Here is a 19,158-nt window from a genome sequence, read left to right on the forward strand (position 1 = left end):
CGCGCGTCCGGCTCACCGCCGGTGCCCCCGGGCGGGGCACGGGGCGGTGGGCCGGACGGGGTAGAACTGTCCGGTGCTCCACGAACTGTTCACCCCCTCCGTCCAACACGCGCTCGACCTCGTCGGCATCTTCGTCTTCGCCATCTCCGGCGCCCTGCTCGCCGTCCGGAAGAACTTCGACGTCTTTGGCATGGCCGTGCTCGCCGAGGTCACGGCGCTCGGCGGCGGCCTGCTGCGCGACCTGATCATCGGAGCCGTGCCGCCGGCCGCCTTCGCCGACCTCGGCTATTTCCTGATGCCGCTGGTCGCCACCGGGCTGGTCTTCTTCCTCCATCCGCAGGTCGAGCGGACCCAGACCGCCGTGAACGTCTTCGACGCAGCGGGGCTCGGGCTCTTCTGCGTCACCGGCACCACCAAGGCGTACGAGTACGGCCTCGGGCTCACCTCCTCCGCCGCCCTCGGGCTCGCCACCGCCGTCGGGGGCGGCGTCCTGCGCGACGTCCTCGCCAACGAGGTGCCGTCCCTGCTCCGCTGGGACCGTGACCTCTACGCCGTGCCCGCCATGGTCGGCGCCACGATGGTCGTCCTGTGCATCCGCTTCGACGCCCTCAACGCCTTCACCAGCGGAGCCGCCGTCATCACGGCCTTCGTGCTGCGCCTGCTCGCCATGCGCTTCCACTGGCGTGCCCCCCGTGCCTGGAACCGCCGCTCGTCCACCCGCGAGGACCCCGAAAAAGCTACCGCTCAGTAGTTTCCTGCGGTACCGTCGGAGCCATGAGCACGAGCATCGAGACGGCCGCGGCGACGAGCGCGGCGACGAGCGAGTTCGACCGCGACACCGCCGTCACCCTCCGCTCCCCGGGGATCTACGACGCCGACCTCTCGGCGGGCTGGACGATCATCCACGCCGTGAACGGCGGCTACCTCCTCGCCCTGCTCGGCCGCGCCCTCGGCGACCACCTGCCCCACCCGGACCCGTTCACGATCTCGGCCCACTACCTCACCCCGTCCGTGCCCGGTCCCGCGGTGATCCGCACGGAGACCGTCCGCACCGGCCGCACCCTCTCCACCGGCCAGGCGTCCCTCTTCCAGTACGCCGAGGACGGCACCGAGGTCGAGCGCATCCGTGTCCTCGCCTCGTACGGAGACCTCGACGCGCTCCCCGACGACGTGCGCACCACCGCGCTGCCGCCGGCCATCGCCCCCCTCGAGAACTGCTTCGGCCCCTCCGACGGACCGGCGCCCCAGATCCCCGGCTCGTCCGCCATCACCGAGCGGCTCGCCATCAAGCTCGACCCGGCCACGGTCGGCTGGGCCGTCGGAGCGCCCTCGGGCAAGGGCGAGATGCGCGGCTGGTTCGGTCTCGCCGACGGCCGCGAGCCCGACGCGCTCTCCCTGCTCCTCACCGTCGACGCGCTGCCGCCGACCTCCTTCGAGCTCGGCCTCAAGGGTTGGACCCCGACCGTCGAACTCACCACGCACATCCGCTGCCGCCCGGCCCCCGGCCCGCTGCGGGTCGCCATCACCACCCGTAACCTCGCGGGCGGCTTCCTGGAGGAGGACGCCGAGGTCTGGGACAGCGCGGACCGGCTCGTCGCCCAGTCCCGCCAACTGGCCCGCGCCCCGCGCGGCTGACCGTCCCGCCCCGGCGGCGATCCCGCCCGGATCCGGCCCGCCGCCCCGGGATCCGGTGCGGCGGGCGGAGCGGCCGGACCGGCACCCGCACCGAGGGCCGCCGCCGGGCGAAGGGGCGTGATCCGGCCACGCCCCCGCGCCCTCGTAGAATCAATGCACCATGGCATACCTCGACCACGCGGCGACCACGCCCATGCTCCCCGAGGCGATCGAGGCGATGACCGCCGAGCTCGCCGTCACGGGCAACGCCTCCTCCCTGCACGCCGCCGGGCGACGCGCCCGGCGGACCGTCGAGGAGGGGCGCGAGGCCCTCGCCGCCGCCCTGGGCGCCCGGCCCAGCGAGGTGGTGTTCACCTCCGGCGGCACCGAGGCCGACAACCTCGCCGTCAAGGGCCTGTACTGGGCCCGCCGTGACGCGGACCCCCGGCGCACCCGCGTCCTGGCCAGCCCCGTCGAGCACCACGCCGTGCTCGACGCCGTCGACTGGCTCGCCACGCACGAGGGCGCCACCGTCGAGTACCTGCCCGTGGACCGGTACGGCCGCGTCGCCCCCGAGGCCCTGCGCCAGGCGATCGCCCGCGACCCCGGAAGCGTGGCCCTGGCCACCGTCATGTGGGCGAACAACGAGATCGGCACGGTCCTGCCCGTCCGTGAACTCGCCGAGGAGGCCCGCGCGTTCGACGTCCCGCTGCACGCGGACGCCGTCCAGGCGTTCGGCCAGGTCCCGGTCGACTTCGCCGCCTCCGGCCTCGCCGCCATGACCGTCTCCGGCCACAAGATCGGCGGCCCCTACGGCATCGGGGCGCTCCTTCTGGGCCGCGAGTACAGCCCCGTACCCGTCCTGCACGGCGGCGGCCAGGAGCGGCACGTCCGCTCCGGCACCCTGGACGTGCCGGCCGTCGCCGCCTTCGCCGTGGCCGGCCGGCTCGCCGCCGAGCGCCGCGAGGAGTTCGCCCGCGAGATCGGGGCCCTGCGCGACGAACTGATCGCCGCCGTCCTCGCCGTCGTCCCCGACGCCCTCCTCGGCGGGGACCCGGTCGACCGGCTCCCCGCCAACGCCCACTTCACCTTCCCCGGCTGCGAGGGCGACTCCCTGCTGCTGCTCCTGGACGCCCAGGGCATCGAGTGCTCCACCGGCTCCGCCTGCACGGCCGGCGTCGCCCAGCCCAGCCACGTCCTGCTCGCCACCGGCACCGACCCGGACCTGGCCCGGGGCACCCTGCGCTTCTCCCTCGGCCACACCTCCACGCGGGAGGACGTGGCCGCCGTCGCCGCGGCGATCGGCCCCGCCGTGGACCGCGCGCGCACGGCCGGCCTCACCTGACGGGCCGCCGTCACGGCGCCACGGGCGATCAGGCCCGGGGCGCTCCGCCCTTCGCGGTCCGGGCCGACGCCTCCCGTACCAGCCTCATGTAGCGCGGCCAGTCCCAGTGCGGCCCGGGATCGGTGTGGTCGGTGCCCTCGACCTCCACGTGCCCGATGATGTGCTGCCGGTCCACCGGAATGCCGTACCGGGCGCATATCCCGGCGGTCAGGCGCGCCGAACCCTCGTACATCGCCGCCGTGAAGTCCTGCGGCCGGTCGACGAAGCCCTCGTGCTCGATGCCGATGCTCCGCTCGTTCATGTCCCGGTTCCCGGCGTGGAAGGCCACGTCGAGTTCGCGGATCATCTGCGCCACATGGCCGTCCTTGCGGACGACGTAGTGCGTGGCGGCCCCGTGCCCCGGGTTCTTGAAGACCTTCAGCGCCGTGGCGTAGCTGCCCTGGACGACATGGATCACCACACGGTCGATGGTGTAGTCCTCGGGCCGGTCCGCCCGGCGCCAGTTCGCCCGGGCCGCGGCGGACCAGTCGGCGCCCCTGTGGTCGAGCTCACCCTCGATCCGCTTCCGCTGGGTGCCCGGCAGCCGCCACCAGGCGCGTCTCAGCTCGTCCTGGGCCAGCACCGCCGTGCCCAGGACCGCCGCGCCGCCGCCGAGCAGCACGGCCCGCCGGCTCGCCCCCCGCTTCTTCCCACTCCCCATGTGGGTGTGAACGCCTACTCACGTGCCCATGGTTCCCGCGGACCCGTACCCTGAGAGGGCTATGACTCAGACTTCCCAGCGCCCCCTCCGCGTCCTCGCCGCCATGTCCGGCGGTGTGGACTCCGCCGTCGCCGCCGCACGCGCCGCCGAAGCCGGGCACGACGTGACCGGGGTGCACCTCGCACTGTCCGCGAACCCTCAGTCCTTCCGCACCGGCGCCCGCGGCTGTTGCACCATCGAGGACTCGCGCGACGCGCGCCGGGCGGCCGACGTCATCGGCATCCCCTTCTACGTCTGGGACCTCGCCGAGCGCTTCCGCGAGGACGTCGTCGACGACTTCGTCGCGGAGTACGAAGCGGGCCGCACCCCCAACCCCTGCCTGCGCTGCAACGAGAAGATCAAGTTCGCCGCGCTGCTCGACAAGGCCCTGGCGCTCGGCTTCGACGCGGTCTGCACCGGGCACTACGCCACGGTCGTCCTCCACGAGGACGGATCGCGCGAGCTGCACCGCGCCTCCGACATGGCCAAGGACCAGTCGTACGTCCTCGGGGTGCTCGACGAGAAGCAGCTCGCCCACGCGATGTTCCCCCTCGGTGACACCCTCACCACCAAGGACGAGATCCGCGCGGAGGCGGAGCGGCGCGGGCTCGCGGTGGCGAAGAAGCCCGACAGCCACGACATCTGCTTCATCGCCGACGGCGACACCCAGGGCTTCCTGGCCTCCCGGCTCGGCACGGCCGAGGGCGACATCGTCGACGAGACGGGCCGGAAGCTCGGCACCCACGAGGGCGCGTACGGCTTCACCATCGGCCAGCGCAAGGGGCTGCGGATCGGGCACCCGGCTCCCGACGGCAAGCCGCGCTACGTCCTCGACATCTCGCCCGTGAACAACACGGTCACGGTCGGACCGGTCGAGGCGCTCGACGTGACCGCCCTGACGGCGATCAAGCCCCGCTGGTGCGGCACCGCCCCCGAAGGCACCGGCCGCTACACCGCCCAGCTCCGGGCCCACGGCGGCGAGACCGCGGTGACGGCCGGCACGGTCGACGGCGAACTGCGGGTGGAGTTCGACGAGCCGGTCCGGGGCGTGGCCCCGGGGCAGGCGATCGTGCTGTACGACGGCACGCGTGTGGTCGGGTCGGCGACGATCGCGACGACCGTACGGCGCCCGGCCGCCACGGTCTGAGCCGCCGTCCGCGGCCCTTCACGCCGCTCGCGGGCGGGCGAAGGACCGGCGCCGGGCGGCCCCCGGAGCCGGCCTCCTTCGCCGGGTCGCGGGGCCGGTCCGCGCCGGGTCGTGGGGCCCTCACTCCTCCGTGAAGAAGTCCTCCAGGACCGGCGCGAGGACGTGGGGTGCCACCGTGGGGGTCTGCCCGGTCAGCGTGCGGTGGCGGCCGCGCGGCAGCGCCGCCGAGACCAGCCGGGCCGCGCGCCGTGTCACGGCGGGGCTCGAACCGCCGTCGACCACCAGCACGCGCGCGTGCACCTCCGCGAGGCGCGCGTGCGGGACCTGGCCGTCGCCCAGGACCGCCTGGTCGTACGCGAGGGTGTGCGCCACGGCCTCCAGCTCCGGCCACCGCTCCGACCCGCGCATCGCCGCCAGCGCCCCCGGCGCCATCGCGTCGGCGAGGAACAGTTCGAGCGCCGCCCCCCGGCGCCCGAGGCCGAGCAGGCCGGCCAGCCGCCGCCGGTGGACGGCGTGCGTCTCCCGTGCCTCCGCGTCGGGCGCGTACGGCGGCTCGTACACGGACAGCCGTTCGATCGGCAGGCCGGCGGCCGCCGCGGCCAGCGCCAGCGCGCCGCCCGACGCCGTCCCGTGCACGCACACGCCGTCGCCCGCCTGCTCCACGAGCGCCGCCAGGTCGTCGATCTCCCGCTCCACGGCGTACGGGCCGGTGTCTCCGCTCCCGCCGCGGCCCCGCCGGTCGTACGTCACCACCGAGAAGCGCGGCGCGAGGAGCCGCGCCAGCGGCCGCTCCGACACGGCGGTGCCCAGGGCGCCGCTCACCACGATCACCGGCGGCCCCTCGCCGTGCCGCTCGTACGCGATCCGCGTCCCGTCACCCGACCCGACCCGCCCCCGGGTCCTGCTCAGCGTGCTGCTCGCCTCGTCCATGCCGGTTAGGACCGAGGCCGTCCCCGGAACTCATCGGTGCCAAAGGCGAATTCCCGCGAAATCCCCGATCCGGGGGGCACGCCCTACGGTGGAGGCCATGAACATCTGCGTCTTCCTCTCCGCCGCCGACCTCGACGAGCGCTACACCGCCCCCGCCCGCGAGTTCGCCACCCTGCTCGGCAAGGCCGGACACACCCTCGTCTGGGGCGGCTCCGACACCGGCCTGATGAAGGTCGTCGCCGACGGGGTGCAGGAGGCGGGCGGCCGGATCGTCGGCGTCTCCGTCGACTTCCTCGCCGCCAAGGCCCGCCCGGACGCGGACGAGATGGTCTTCGCCAAGGACCTCGCCGAGCGCAAGGCGCTGCTGCTCACCCGCTCCGACGCGATCGTGGTCATGGTGGGCGGCACGGGCACCCTCGACGAGGCCACCGAGATCCTGGAGCTGAAGAAGCACGCCCTGCACTCCAAGCCGGTCGTCCTGCTCAACACGGCCGGTTTCTACGACGGTCTGAAGACCCAGTTCCGGCGCATGGAGGAGGAGGGCTTCCTGCCCCTGCCCCTCACCGACCTGGTCTTCTTCGCCGAGGACGGCGTCGAGGCCCTCGCCTACCTGGAGGAGTCCCTCGGCGCCCGGTGAGGGTGGGAGCATGACTCCCATGGCTACTCATGTGATCACCGGAGCGGGCTCCGGCATCGGCGCGGCCGTCGCGCGCCGGCTCCACGCGCGCGGGGACGAACTCGTGCTCCACGCGCGCGACGCGGGCCGGGCCAGGGAACTGGCGGCGGCGTTCCCCGGTTCCCGCACGCTCGTCGGGGACCTCGCCGATCCGGACCGGCTCTCCTGGGCGTTCTCCCACCAGAGCCTCCCCGACCGGGTGGACAGCCTGCTGCACATCGCCGGCGTCGTCGACCTCGGCCCGATCGGCGAGCTGACCCCCAAGACCTGGCACCAGCAGCTGAACGTCAACCTGGTCGCCCCCGCGGAGCTGACCCGGCACTTCCTGCCCCAGCTGAGGGTGTGCAAGGGGCACGTGGTGTTCGTCAACTCCGGCGCCGGGCTCAACGCCCACGCCGAGTGGGGCGCCTACGCCGCCTCCAAGCACGGCCTGAAGGCTCTCGCGGACTCGCTGCGCCAGGAGGAGCACGCGAACGGCGTCCGGGTCACCTCGGTCTACCCGGGGCGGACGGCGAGCCCGATGCAGGCGAAGGTGCACGCCCAGGAGGGCAAGGAGTACGACGCGTCGCGGTGGATCGACCCCGAGTCCGTCGCGACGGCGATCCTGACGGCGATCGACCTCCCGCGCGACGCGGAGATCAACGACCTGACGGTCCGCCCCGGCCGCTAGGGCGCGTGGCGAAGGTCCCGCCCGCCCCGCGCGGCCTGCGCGCGCCCGCTCGCCGCGTGGTCGGGACCGTCCGATGACGCCCCGGACGAGGGTGATCCTCCGCCTTGCGAGCGCGCGCACGAGCCGCCGCCGGGCGGACGGCGGCGCTTCCGCAACACGCTTCAGGCCGTGCCGGTCGCATTCCCCCCGGCTCCGGTGCGGCCCCGCACCGCCGCCGGGCGGGGCCTCGGCCTGCCCGGCGGCGGGCGGGCGACGGTGCCTTACCCGCGCCGTGCGTCCTGCGCGGGCCGCGGGCCGACGACGTACCTCCGCGGACACATCGGGGGCCCGTGCCGGTCGCGTCCCGGCCGGCGGTCGGCTCCGTCGCGTCCGGCCCGGGCGGCCGCTCCGCGTACGCTTCCCGGGTGAGCGAGAACACCGAGAAGACGCCCTTCACCTGGGGGCCCGCGACCGCTGTCGGCTCCATGCCCGGCGGCGACGCGCGGGAGGCCGCCAAAACCGTCGCCGGGTCCTTCGAGGACTTCCCCTTCCTCGCGGAGCTGCCGGCCCGCGGGCCCGGCGCCGACATGATCGGCCGCACCATCGGCCTGCTCGTCGAGATGTACGCCCATGTGGAACCCAGCGGGTGGCGCGTCAGCGACCGGCCCGGCCGCGACACCCGCCGCGCACGGTCCTGGCTCGGCGAGGACCTCGACGCCCTGGAGGAGTTCACCCAGGGGTACGAGGGGCCGCTCAAGGTCCAGGCCGTGGGGCCGTGGACCCTCGGCGCCGCCCTGGAACTGCGGGGCGGCGAGGCGGTCCTGGGCGACCCCGGAGCCTGCCGCGACCTGACCGGCTCCCTCGCCGAAGGGCTCCGCGACCACCTCGCCGAGCTGCGCAGGCGGGTGCCCGGCGCCCGGCTCGTCCTCCAGCTCGACGAGCCGTCCCTCACGGCCGTCCTGCGCGGACACGTCCGTACCGCCAGCGGCTACCGCACCTACCGGGCCGTCGACCGGCAGGTCGTCGAGAGCGCCCTGCGCGAGGTGATCGCCGTCCACGACGGGCCGGTGGTCGTCCACTCCTGCGCCCCCGACGTGCCGTTCGCGCTGCTGCGCCGGGCCGGGGCCGCCGGGGTCTCGTTCGACTTCGGGCTGCTCACCGAACGTGACGACGACGCGATCGGAGAGGCCGTGGAGTCCGGGACCCGGCTCTTCACGGGCGTGGTGCCCTCCACCGACACGGCATTGTCCGACCCTGGGGGTAGCGTCATGGGTGTCAGGACGCTGTGGCGCAGGCTGGGGCTGAATCCGGGGACTCTCGCCGAGTCCGTGGTCGTCACCCCGACGTGCGGGCTCGCGGGCGCTTCGCCCGCCTATGCCCGGGCCGCGCTCGCCCACTGCGCCCGGGCGGCGAGATCGCTCGCGGACAACCCTGAGTAAGGGTTTCGAGGCAACGGGAGGACGAGTAACGGTGGCAGTCGAACAGGGGGCCCTGCCCGCCGAGGCACGGGAGAAGCACGCCGACCTGGCCGAGCGGATCGAAGAGCACCGCTTCCGGTACTACGTGAAGGACCAGCCGGTCATCAGCGACGGCGAGTTCGACAAGCTCCTGCGTGCCCTGGAGGCGCTGGAGGAGGAGTATCCGGAGCTGCGCACGCCCGACTCGCCGACCCAGAAGGTCGCCGGGGCGTACGAGACCGAGTTCACGGCCGTCGAGCACCGCGAGCGCATGCTCTCGCTCGACAACGCCTTCGACGACCTCGAACTGGCCGCGTGGGCCGAGCGGATCGCCCGGGACGTGGGCACCCCCGACCACCACTTCCTCTGCGAACTCAAGGTCGACGGCCTCGCCGTGAACCTGACGTACGAACACGGCAGGCTCACCCGGGCCGCCACCCGCGGCGACGGCCGCACCGGCGAGGACATCACCCCCAACGTCCGCACGATCGCGGACATCCCCGACCGGCTTCGCGGCGAGCGCGTCCCGGACCTCGTCGAGATCCGCGGCGAGGTCTACTTCCCGATGGAGGCCTTCGAGGGGCTCAACGCCCGCCTGGTCGAGGCGGGGGACAAGCCCTTCGCCAACCCGCGCAACGCCGCGGCCGGTTCGCTGCGCCAGAAGGACCCCAAGGTCACCGCCACCCGCCCGCTGCACATGGTGGTCCACGGCATCGGCGCCCGCCAGGGCCTCGACATCTCCCGGCTCTCGGAGGCCTACGACCTGCTCCGGGCGTGGGGCCTGCCGACCGCCCGGCACAACAAGGTCGTCGGTTCGCTCGACGAGGTGCGGGAGTTCATCGCGTACTTCGGCGAGCACCGGCACTCCGTGGAGCACGAGATCGACGGCGTCGTCGTCAAGCTCGACGAGATCCCGCTCCAGGGCCGGCTCGGCTCCACCGCGCGCGCCCCCCGCTGGGCGATCGCCTGGAAGTACGCCCCGGAGGAGGTCAACACCAAGCTCCTCGACATCAAGGTCGGCGTCGGCCGCACCGGCCGGGTCACGCCCTTCGCCCAGGTGGAGCCGGTCACGGTCGCCGGATCCGAGGTCGAGTTCGCCACCCTCCACAACCAGGAGGTGGTGAAGGCCAAGGGCGTGCTGATCGGCGACACGGTCGTGCTGCGCAAGGCCGGTGACGTCATCCCGGAGATCCTCGGCCCGGTCGCCGACCTGCGGGACGGCACGGAGCGGGAGTTCGTGATGCCCGCCGAGTGCCCCGAATGCGGGACGCCGCTGCGGGCCATGAAGGAGGGCGACATCGATCTGCGCTGCCCCAACGCGCGGACGTGCCCCGCACAGCTGCGCGAGCGCCTCTTCTACCTCGCCGGCCGTGAGTGCCTGGACATCGAGAACTTCGGCGCGGTCGCCGCGGCGGCCCTGACCCGGCCGCTGGAGCCCGCCGAGCCGCCGCTGGCCGACGAGGGAGACCTGTTCGACCTCACCATCGAGCGGCTGCTGCCCATCAAGGCGTACGTCCTCGACCCGGACAGCGGGCTCCCCAAGCGGGACCCGAAGACGGGGGAGGAGAAGGTCGTCACGGTCTTCGCCAACCAGAAGGGCGAGCCGAAGAAGAACGCCCTGGCGATGCTGGCGAACATCGAGGCGGCCAAGACCCGGCCGCTGGCCCGTTTCATCAACGGGCTGTCGATCCGTCACGTGGGGCCGGTCGCCGCGCAGGCCCTGGCGCGCGAGTTCCGCTCCCTGGACCGGATCGAGCAGGCCACCGAGGCGGAGCTGGCGGCCGTCGACGGGGTCGGCGGGATCATCGCGACCGCCGTGAAGCAGTGGTTCGCCGAGGAGTGGCATCGCGAGATCGTGCGCAAGTGGCGCGAGGCAGGGGTCCGGCTGGAGGAGGAGGGCGCCGGGGAGGACCAGGGGCCGCGTCCGCTGGAAGGGCTCACGGTCGTCGTCACCGGCACGCTGGAGAAGTTCACCAGGGATGGCGCAAAAGAGTCGCTCCAGAGCCTCGGAGCCAAGGTGACCGGTTCCGTTTCGAAGAAGACGGACTTCGTGGTCGTCGGTGACAACCCTGGATCCAAGTACGACAAGGCGATGCAGCTGAAGGTTCCGGTTCTGGACGAGGACGGCTTCACCGTCCTGCTGGAGCAGGGTCCCGAGGCCGCCCGCGAGGCAGCGGTTCCGGTCACCGGATAGGCGTTTCCCGGCCCTTGAAGGTCACCCGTTCGGCGCATACCAGATCGTTACGGGTGGCCGGGTCGCATTCGGGCAAGACATGGAGAGCGCTGCCCGTCGGAGCCTTCCGCGGCCTACTGTTGTGACGTGCGTCTGTCACCCCGCGACCGCGCAGGGCTCCGCCGGTCGTGGTGGCATGACAACGGCCCATCGCGTTGCGACGGCACCGCCGGCTGTGAGAGGGACGAATGAAACCGACCGAGAGTGCCGCCCGGGTCTCACGGCCACTCGGCCGCGCGACCTTCGTGGGCATCACCTCCGGGCTGCCCGGAGCCATCGTGGGCATCGCCGGGCTGGTGCTCGCCACCGGCCTCTACCGCGCCCTGAGCACGGGCCACGGCCTCTTCCCCGGCGACGCCGCCGGCTGGGCCCTCGCCGTCCTCACCGGACTCATCGTCGCCCACCTCGTCGCGCTCGGCCGTGACCGCTGGTGGGGCGGCACCGGCTCCGGCGCCGCCCTCACCCTCGCCGTCCTGCTCCTCTTCGGCTGGGTGCCCGCAGGGCTCGTCTCCATGGCCGTCGTCGTCCTCGTCGGCGCGGCCCGCCGCCACCGCTGGCGCCAGGGCCTGCTGCACGGCGCGGCGGACGTCCTCGGCATCGGCGCGGCCGCCCTGGTCCTCGCCGCCTTCGGGGACGTCCCCACCGTCGAGCGGCCCTGGCAGCCACTCGACTGGGGGATCGCCGACGTGCCGGAGGTGGCCCTCGCCGCCGCCGCCTATCTCGCGGTGACCCGGCTCCTGCTGTGGTACGCCCTCGCGCCCCAGGGCGGCGGCCTGCCCACCGTCGCCCGCACCGCCCTGCTCCGGCAGGGCCTCGTCGCGGTCGCCCTCCTCGGCATCGCGCCCCTGATCTGCGTCGTCGCCGTCTCCCGACCCGTGCTGCTCCCCCTCTTCGCCGTCCCCCTCATCGCCCTCGACTCCACCCTCTGGATCGCCCGGGCGCGCGCCGAGGAGCAGCTCAAGGACCCGCTCACCGGCCTGCCGAACCGGCAGTGGCTCCTGGAGCGGGCCTGGACGGCCCTGGAGGAGGCCGAGGGGGAGGGGGCCCGCTCCGCGCTCGTCCTGATCGACCTCGACCGTTTCCGTTCGGTCAACGACACCCTGGGCCACCTCGCCGGAGACAGGCTGCTGCTCCAGATCGCCGAACGGCTCAAGCTCGCCCTGCCCCGCGGCGCGGAGGCGGCCCGGCTCGGCGGCGACGAGTTCGCCGTGCTGCTGCCCATCGCCGACTCCACGACCAGTGCCCAGCGGGTCGCCCGCCACCTCGTCGCCGAACTCTCCTCGCCGCTCGACCTCGACGGACTCACCCTGGTCCTGGAGGCCAGCGCGGGCGTCGCGGTCTTCCCCGACCACGCGCTCGACGCCGAGGGGCTGCTGCGCCGCGCCGACGTGGCGATGTACCAGGCGAAGCGGGACCGCACGGGCGTGGAGGTGTACGAGTCCAAGCGGGACTCCAACACCCCCGACCGCCTCGGTCTCCTCGGCGACCTGCGCCGGGCCCTGGACGCCGGCGAGGTCGAGCTGCACTACCAGCCGAAGGTCCGTTTCGACGGGCAGGTCGCCGGTCTGGAGGCCCTGGTGCGCTGGGTGCACCCGGAGCGCGGCCGGGTCCCCCCGGACGAGTTCATCGCCATCGCCGAGTCCTCCGGCCTCATGCCGCACCTCACCGAGTACGTCCTGGAGACCGCGCTCGCGCAGGTCGCCCGGTGGCGGGCGCAGGGGCTGAACGTTCCTGTCGCCGTCAACGTCTCCCCGCGCGACGTCCACACCCCGGGCTTCGCGGGCGCCGTCGCGGCCCGCCTCGCCCGGCACGGCGTCCCGGCCGGAGCGCTCCAGCTGGAGATAACGGAGCACGTCCTCCTGGAGGACCCGCAGCGGGCGGCCGACACCATGGCCGGCCTGACGGGCCACGGCGTGAAGATGTCCCTCGACGACTTCGGCACCGGCTACTCCTCCCTGGTGCACCTGCGGCGCCTCCCGGTGAGCGAGCTGAAGATCGACCGCTCCTTCGTCGCCCGGCTCGCCGTCGACGCCGAGGACGCCGAGATCGTCCGCTGCACGCTCGACCTGGCCCACTCGCTGGGCCTGCTCGTCGTCGCCGAGGGCGTCGAGGACGACGAGACCTGGGAGCGGCTGCGGGACCTGGGCTGCGACGCGGTCCAGGGGTGGCTGGTGGCCGCCGCCATGCCTCCGGCCGAGGCCACGGCCTGGCTCCTCGCACGCGGCGAACGCGGCTGGCGCCGCCCTTCGGAGGAGGCGGCGCTGCGGGCGGTGGACCAGCCCTCGGGCCAGGTGGTGCAGTAGCCCCCGGGCAAACCGTTTCACGGGTATCGGCGCGGGCCCCATAGGATTGGGCCCGACACCATCAAACGCACCCCGTGAGGATCGCATGCCTGGCATCACGCGCGAGGAGGTCGCCCACCTCGCACGGCTGGCGCGTCTGGAGCTGAAGGGCGAAGAGCTCGATCACTTCGCCGGTCAGCTCGACGACATCATCGGCGCGGTCGCCCGCGTCTCCGAGGTCGCCGACCAAGACGTACCGCCGACCTCCCACCCGCTGCCGCTGACGAACGTCATGCGCGCGGACGAGGTCCGTCCGTCGCTCACCCCCGAGCAGGCGCTCTCCGGCGCCCCGGCCCAGGAGCAGCAGCGTTTCAAGGTGCCGCAGATCCTGGGGGAGGACTAATCACCATGACGGACAGCACCATCATCAAGCTCACGGCCGCCGAGATCGCGGGGAAGATCGCCTCCGGCGAGCTGACCGCCGTCGAGGTGACCGAGGCCCACCTCGCGCGCATCGAGGCCGTCGACGAGAAGGTCCACGCCTTCCTGCACGTCGACCGTGAGGGCGCGCTCGCGCAGGCCCGCGCCGTGGACGAGAAGCGCGCCAAGGGCGAGAAGCTCGGCCCGCTGGCCGGTGTCCCCCTCGCGCTGAAGGACATCTTCACCACGGTCGGCATTCCCACCACCGTCGGCTCGAAGATCCTCGAAGGCTGGATCCCGCCGTACGACGCGACGCTGGTCAAGAACCTCAAGGCCGCCGACGTCGTCATCCTCGGCAAGACCAACATGGACGAGTTCGCCATGGGGTCCTCCACCGAGAACAGCGCCTACGGCCCCACGGGCAACCCCTGGGACCTGACCCGTATCCCCGGCGGTTCCGGCGGCGGCTCCTCCGCCGCCCTCGCCTCCTACGAGGCCCCGCTCGCCATCGGCACGGACACCGGCGGCTCGATCCGCCAGCCCGCAGCCGTCACGGGCACGGTCGGCGTCAAGCCGACGTACGGCGGTGTCTCCCGCTACGGCATGGTCGCCTTCTCCTCCTCCCTCGACCAGGGCGGGCCCTGCGCCCGTACGGTCCTGGACGCGGCGCTCCTGCACGAGGCCATCGCCGGGCACGACCCGCTCGACTCGACCTCCATCGACGCCCCGGTCCCGCCGGTCGTCGAGGCCGCCCGCAACGGCTCCGTCGCCGGCATGCGCGTCGGTGTCGTCAAGCAGTTCCGCGGCGAGGGCTACCAGGCCGGCGTCGTGCAGCGCTTCGACGAGTCCGTCGAGCTGCTGACGTCGCTGGGTGCCGAGATCGTCGAGCTGGACTGCCCGACCTTCGACCTCGCCCTTTCGGCGTACTACCTCATCGCGCCGTCGGAGTGCTCCTCCAACCTGGCGCGCTTCGACGCGATGCGCTATGGCCTGCGGGTCGGCGACGACGGCACGAGGTCCGCCGAGGACGTCACCGCCCTCACCCGTGAGGCCGGCTTCGGCGACGAGGTCAAGCGCCGCATCATCCTGGGTACGTACGCGCTGAGCTCCGGCTACTACGACGCGTACTACGGCTCGGCCCAGAAGGTCCGTACCCTCATCACCCGCGAGTTCGAGAAGGCCTTCGAGCAGGTCGACGTGATCGTCTCCCCGACGACCCCCACCACCGCCTTCCCGATCGGCGAGCGTGCCGACGACCCGATGGCGATGTACCTCGCGGACCTGTGCACCATCCCGACCAACCTGGCGGGCAACGCCGCCATGTCGCTGCCCTGCGGCCTCGCGCCGGAGGACGGGCTGCCGGTCGGACTGCAGATCATCGCCCCCGCCATGAAGGACGACCGGCTGTACAAGGTCGGCGCCGCCGTCGAGGCCGCCTTCGTGGAAAAGTGGGGACACCCGCTGCTCGAGGAGGCTCCGTCGCTGTGAGTGCCATGGCAAAGAAGGCCAAGAACTTCAAGAAGTCGAAGACCGGCGTCTACGTCTCGCTGGCCAGCACCGCGTTCGGCGCGGTCAGTGTCGCCAAGCAGGCGAAGCTGGCCCGCAGCGACGGCGACACCCTGCGGCTGATCGACGCCGCCGTGTCCGCCGCCGCCATCGTTACCGGCCTGGCGATCCTCTACCGGGAGCTGAAGCGCCTGGGCGACGACGACGTCCTGCTGGGCTGAGAGGGAAAGTCTCACTGTGACCGTCACCGAACTGCTGTCGTACGACGCGGCCCTCGCGGCGTACGACCCCGTCATGGGCCTGGAAGTCCATGTCGAGCTGGGCACGAAGACGAAGATGTTCTGCGGCTGCTCGACCGAGCTGGGCGCGGAAGCAAACTCGCAGACCTGCCCCACCTGTCTCGGCCTGCCCGGCTCGCTCCCGGTCGTCAACGCGATCGGCGTCGAGTCGGCCGTCAAGATCGGTCTCGCGCTGAACTGCGAGATCGCCGAGTGGTGCCGTTTCGCCCGGAAGAACTACTTCTATCCGGACATGCCGAAGAACTTCCAGACCTCGCAGTACGACGAGCCGATCGCCTTCAACGGCTATCTGGACGTCCAGCTGGAGGACGGCGAGATCTTCCGTGTGGAGATCGAGCGCGCCCACATGGAGGAGGACACCGGCAAGTCGACGCACATCGGCGGTGCGACGGGCCGTATCCACGGCGCCTCGCACTCGCTGCTCGACTACAACCGCGCCGGCATCCCGCTCATCGAGATCGTCACCAAGCCGATCGAGGGAGCGGGCGAGCGCGCCCCCGAGGTCGCCAAGGCGTACGTCGCGGAGCTGCGCGAGCTGATCCGCGCGCTCGGCGTCTCCGACGCGCGGATGGACAAGGGCCAGATGCGCTGCGACGTGAACCTGTCGCTGCGTCCCCACGGCACCACGACCTTCGGCACCCGCTCGGAGACGAAGAACGTCAACTCGCTCCGTTCCGTGGAGCGGGCGGCGCGCTTCGAGATCCAGCGCCACGCGGCCGTCCTCCAGTCGGGCGGCACGATCGTGCAGGAGACCCGCCACTTCCACGAGGACGACGGCTCCACCACCGCCGGGCGCATCAAGGACAACGCCGAGGACTACCGGTACTTCCCGGAGCCCGACCTCGTCCCCGTGGCCCCTGCCCGTGAGTGGGTCGAGGAGCTGCGCGCCGGGCTGCCCGAGCTGCCGCGGGTGCGCCGCAACCGGCTCCGTGAGGAGTGGGGCGTCTCCGAGCACGACATGCAGTCGATCCTCAACGCGGGCGCGGTCGAGCCGATCGTCGCCACGATCGAGGCCGGTGCGGACGCGGCCTCGGCCCGCAAGTGGTGGATGGGCGAGCTGGCCCGTTCCGCCAACGAGTCGGGCGTCGCCCTGGACGAGCTGGCGATCACCCCGGCCCAGGTGGCCCGGGTCGCGGCACTCGTCACCTCCGGCGACCTGAACGACAAGCTGGCCCGCCAGGTCATCGAGGGCGTCCTCGCCGGCGAGGGCGACCCTGACGAGGTCGTGGAGAAGCGCGGCCTGAAGGTCGTCTCCGACGAGGGCGCGCTGGGCACGGCGGTCGACGAGGCCATCGCGTCCAACGCGGGCATCGCCGACAAGATCCGCGGCGGCAAGGTCGCGGCGGTCGGCGCCCTGGTCGGCGCGGTCATGAAGGCCACCCGCGGCCAGGCGGACGCGGCCCGCGTGAAGGAGCTCATCCTGGAGAGGCTGGGCGTCAGCGAGGGCTGATCCTTCCTCCCGTACGCAACGAGGGCGGTCCGCACCGGAATTCCGGTGCGGACCGCCCTCGCGTCCGTGACGCACCCGGCCCCGTCGTCCGTGTGCCGGGCGGCCGAAAAGGGCTTGGACGGACGGCGCGTCCTCTTGGACGTTCACTCCCGGGACGGCGCCGGGACTTCTCTCGGTCATCCGCCCTCACTACCGTCCCCGGCGTAGCACCCAATGGCTCGAAGGCGAACCATTGGCCGTCGACTGGAGGCCGGTCTTGTCACCCGAGATATCCCGCAGAAGGCTCCTCGCGCTGGGCGGAGGCGCCGTCGGCGTCGCCGCGGCCGGTTCGCTGCTCCCGCCGTCGCTGCAGGCCGCGATGGCCGCGGGGCCCCCTGCCGGGGGTATGTCGGCCGTCAGGCACGTGGTGATCCTGATGCAGGAGAACCGCTCCTTCGACCACTACTTCGGCACCCTGCGCGGCGTCCGCGGCTTCGGCGACCGCAACGCCGTCGAACTGCCCTCCGGCGCGTCCGTCTTCGAGCAGCCGGCCGGTGCGGGCCGGACCGTCCTGCCGTTCCCGATCCGGGACGCCGCGGAGGCGCAGAAGAAGGACCTCCAGTACATCGGCGACCTCGACCACTCCTGGAGCGGCGGCGCCAAGGCCTGGCGCGACGGCTGGATGGACGGCTGGGTCTCGGCCAAGACCGCCGCGACGATGGCGTACTACGACCGGCGTGACCTCCCCCTCCACTACGAACTCGCCGACACGTTCACCATCTGCGACGCCTACCACTCCTCGATCCACACCTCCACCAGCCCCAACCGCAACCACCTGTGGTCCGGCTGGACCGGCTTCGAGGCCGACGGCAGCCGGGCCGTCACCAACGCCGCGTACGCCGAGGGCACCCACCCCGGCTACGGCTGGCCGACCTACGCCGAGCGGCTGGAAGCGGCCGGGCGGACCTGGAAGACGTACACGGAGTGGGAGAACTTCACCGACAACAACATCGAGTTCTTCACCTCCTTCAAGAAGATCGCCCGCAAGGCGCTGGCCCCCACCGGCGGCCACACCTTCATGGAGTCCTTCTACGCCGCCGTCCGCGACACGGACGACGCCGCCGAGCGGGCCAGGCTGCTCGCCGCGCTGGAGGACGGGGTGGCCACCCTCACCACCGCCGAGCGCTCCCTCTTCGAGCGCGGACTGCGCCGCGTCGAGAGCGGGACGCTCGCCGACGCCTTCCGCGCGGACGTGGCCGCCGGGACGCTGCCGGAGGTCTCCTACCTGGTGCCGTCCGCGATCGACTCCGAGCACCCAGGCTCCTCCTCGCCGATCGCCTCCGCCACCCTCGTCTACAAGGTGCTCGACGCCCTCGGCGCGCACCCCGACGTCTGGCGCCACACCGTCGTCCTCGTCAACTACGACGAGAACGACGGATTCTTCGACCACGTGCCGCCGCCCGTCCCGCCCGCCGACGACACGGACGAGCGCTGGAACGGCCGGCCCACCGGCCTCGGCATCCGCGTCCCGCTGCTCGTCGTCTCGCCCTGGTCCGTCGGCGGATACGTCTGCTCGGAGACCTTCGACCACACCTCGGTGATCCGCTTCCTGGAGAAGCTCACCGGCATCCGGGAGCCCAACATCACCCCGTGGCGGCGGGCCGTCACCGGCGACCTCACCTCCGCCTTCGACTTCCGGCGCGCCCACCGGCAGCCCGACGTCGAGCAGCCCGGCCCCATCCCGCCCTTCAGCGGCCGCTGGCGCCCCCAGCCCCCGCCGGTGCAGCGGATGCCGGTCCAGGAGCCGGGCAGCCGCCCCGCCCGCCCCCTGCCCTACCAGCCGGACGCCTCCGCGAAGATCACCGAAGGGGAGGCCGGCCGCGCGGTCGCCGTGACGCTCGGCAACACGGGCAAGGCGAGCGCGCACTTCGCCCTCTACCCGTACGCGGGTGAGTTCGCCGTCCCCCAGCACCGGGACGTCAGGGGCGCGGCGCAGTGGACCGTCCCCGTCCCGGGCGATCACTACCGCTTCACGATCACCGGTCCGAACGGCTTCCGCCGCGAGTTCGAGGGCCCCGCCGCCGGGGGCGCCGAACTGACCTCGCGCCTCGACCATCACGACCGCGACCTGCACCTCACCCTCCGCAACAACGGCACCGCGCCGGTCGCCTTCACCGTCCGGCCGCTCGGCTACGTCCACGAGGACGACCTCGCCGACTGGACGCGCACCGTCACCGTCAAGCCCGGCCGGAGCCGTACCGTCGTCCACTCGGCCTCCGACGCGCACGGCTGGTACGACGTCGAGGTGACGGCCCCGGACGGCTTCCGCAGGCGGCTCATGGGCCACATCGAGAACGGCCGCGCGAGCGTCTCGGGATAGCCGGGCAGCGGGGCTCTCATCCGCGCGGGAGGCGGGGCCCTCGTTCCCGGCC

General features: G+C 72.9%; 16 protein-coding genes. 14 read left to right on the forward strand and 2 right to left on the reverse strand.

Annotated features, from left to right (window positions below; translation table 11 throughout):
• Positions 1 to 73 precede the first annotated feature (73 nt).
• From AB0K65_RS19970 to AB0K65_RS19980, 3 genes are all read left to right on the forward strand, one after another.
• Complete coding sequence (locus AB0K65_RS19970) at positions 74 to 751, forward strand: trimeric intracellular cation channel family protein (protein WP_365718288.1); 678 nt, start codon at positions 74 to 76, stop codon at positions 749 to 751.
• A gap of 23 nt (positions 752 to 774) precedes the next feature.
• Complete coding sequence (locus AB0K65_RS19975) at positions 775 to 1,635, forward strand: thioesterase family protein (RefSeq protein WP_365718290.1); 861 nt, start codon at positions 775 to 777, stop codon at positions 1,633 to 1,635.
• A gap of 160 nt (positions 1,636 to 1,795) precedes the next feature.
• A complete protein-coding gene (locus tag AB0K65_RS19980; protein WP_365718292.1) occupies positions 1,796 to 2,959 on the forward strand; it encodes a cysteine desulfurase family protein in 1,164 nt (387 codons plus the stop codon).
• 28 nt (positions 2,960 to 2,987) lie between these two features.
• Here the strand turns inward: AB0K65_RS19980 and AB0K65_RS19985 are convergent, their stop codons facing one another.
• On the reverse strand, positions 2,988 to 3,659 hold the full coding sequence (locus AB0K65_RS19985; protein ID WP_365718294.1) for an N-acetylmuramoyl-L-alanine amidase: 672 nt from the start codon (positions 3,657 to 3,659) through the stop codon (positions 2,988 to 2,990).
• A gap of 61 nt (positions 3,660 to 3,720) precedes the next feature.
• On the opposite strand from AB0K65_RS19985, the gene mnmA reads away from it, so the two are divergent.
• The gene (gene mnmA / locus AB0K65_RS19990) at positions 3,721 to 4,845 is read left to right on the forward strand and encodes a tRNA 2-thiouridine(34) synthase MnmA (RefSeq protein WP_365718296.1); all 1,125 of its coding nucleotides are present in this window, start codon (positions 3,721 to 3,723) and stop codon (positions 4,843 to 4,845) included.
• Between the two features lie 120 nt (positions 4,846 to 4,965).
• Here mnmA and AB0K65_RS19995 read toward each other — a convergent pair whose 3' ends face one another.
• Positions 4,966 to 5,775: an alpha/beta fold hydrolase gene (locus tag AB0K65_RS19995; protein WP_365718298.1), complete on the reverse strand. Its 810-nt coding sequence runs from the start codon at positions 5,773 to 5,775 to the stop codon at positions 4,966 to 4,968.
• A 97-nt stretch (positions 5,776 to 5,872) separates the two neighbouring features.
• On the opposite strand from AB0K65_RS19995, the gene AB0K65_RS20000 reads away from it, so the two are divergent.
• From AB0K65_RS20000 to AB0K65_RS20045, 10 genes are all read left to right on the forward strand, one after another.
• Complete coding sequence (locus AB0K65_RS20000) at positions 5,873 to 6,412, forward strand: TIGR00730 family Rossman fold protein (RefSeq protein WP_365718300.1); 540 nt, start codon at positions 5,873 to 5,875, stop codon at positions 6,410 to 6,412.
• Between the two features lie 10 nt (positions 6,413 to 6,422).
• Positions 6,423 to 7,121, forward strand: a complete 699-nt coding sequence (locus AB0K65_RS20005; protein ID WP_365718302.1) for an SDR family oxidoreductase — start codon at positions 6,423 to 6,425, stop codon at positions 7,119 to 7,121.
• 464 nt (positions 7,122 to 7,585) lie between these two features.
• A complete protein-coding gene (locus AB0K65_RS20010) occupies positions 7,586 to 8,539 on the forward strand; it encodes a methionine synthase (RefSeq protein ID WP_365718446.1) in 954 nt (317 codons plus the stop codon).
• Positions 8,540 to 8,570: 31 nt separating this feature from the next.
• Positions 8,571 to 10,751, forward strand: a complete 2,181-nt coding sequence (ligA, locus tag AB0K65_RS20015; protein ID WP_365718304.1) for an NAD-dependent DNA ligase LigA — start codon at positions 8,571 to 8,573, stop codon at positions 10,749 to 10,751.
• A gap of 227 nt (positions 10,752 to 10,978) precedes the next feature.
• Positions 10,979 to 13,093 carry a bifunctional diguanylate cyclase/phosphodiesterase gene (locus tag AB0K65_RS20020; RefSeq protein WP_365718306.1) on the forward strand — a complete coding sequence of 705 codons (2,115 nt, stop codon included), beginning with the start codon at positions 10,979 to 10,981 and terminating at the stop codon, positions 13,091 to 13,093.
• An 85-nt stretch (positions 13,094 to 13,178) separates the two neighbouring features.
• On the forward strand, positions 13,179 to 13,475 hold the full coding sequence (gene gatC / locus AB0K65_RS20025; protein WP_015036350.1) for an Asp-tRNA(Asn)/Glu-tRNA(Gln) amidotransferase subunit GatC: 297 nt from the start codon (positions 13,179 to 13,181) through the stop codon (positions 13,473 to 13,475).
• A complete protein-coding gene (gene gatA, locus AB0K65_RS20030) occupies positions 13,475 to 14,980 on the forward strand; it encodes an Asp-tRNA(Asn)/Glu-tRNA(Gln) amidotransferase subunit GatA (protein ID WP_365718448.1) in 1,506 nt (501 codons plus the stop codon). The genes gatC and gatA overlap by 1 nt, the downstream gene beginning before the upstream one ends.
• A 5-nt stretch (positions 14,981 to 14,985) precedes the next feature.
• Positions 14,986 to 15,219 (forward strand): hypothetical protein, encoded by a 234-nt coding sequence (locus AB0K65_RS20035; RefSeq protein WP_365718450.1) that lies wholly within the window; start codon positions 14,986 to 14,988, stop codon positions 15,217 to 15,219.
• 16 nt (positions 15,220 to 15,235) lie between these two features.
• Positions 15,236 to 16,747, forward strand: a complete 1,512-nt coding sequence (gene gatB, locus AB0K65_RS20040) for an Asp-tRNA(Asn)/Glu-tRNA(Gln) amidotransferase subunit GatB (RefSeq protein WP_365718308.1) — start codon at positions 15,236 to 15,238, stop codon at positions 16,745 to 16,747.
• Between the two features lie 256 nt (positions 16,748 to 17,003).
• Positions 17,004 to 19,106 carry a phosphocholine-specific phospholipase C gene (locus AB0K65_RS20045; protein ID WP_365718310.1) on the forward strand — a complete coding sequence of 701 codons (2,103 nt, stop codon included), beginning with the start codon at positions 17,004 to 17,006 and terminating at the stop codon, positions 19,104 to 19,106.
• Positions 19,107 to 19,158: the final 52 nt, after the last annotated feature.

It is taken from the genome of Streptomyces sp. NPDC053755, assembly GCF_040677675.1.
Taxonomy (GTDB): domain Bacteria; phylum Actinomycetota; class Actinomycetes; order Streptomycetales; family Streptomycetaceae; genus Streptomyces.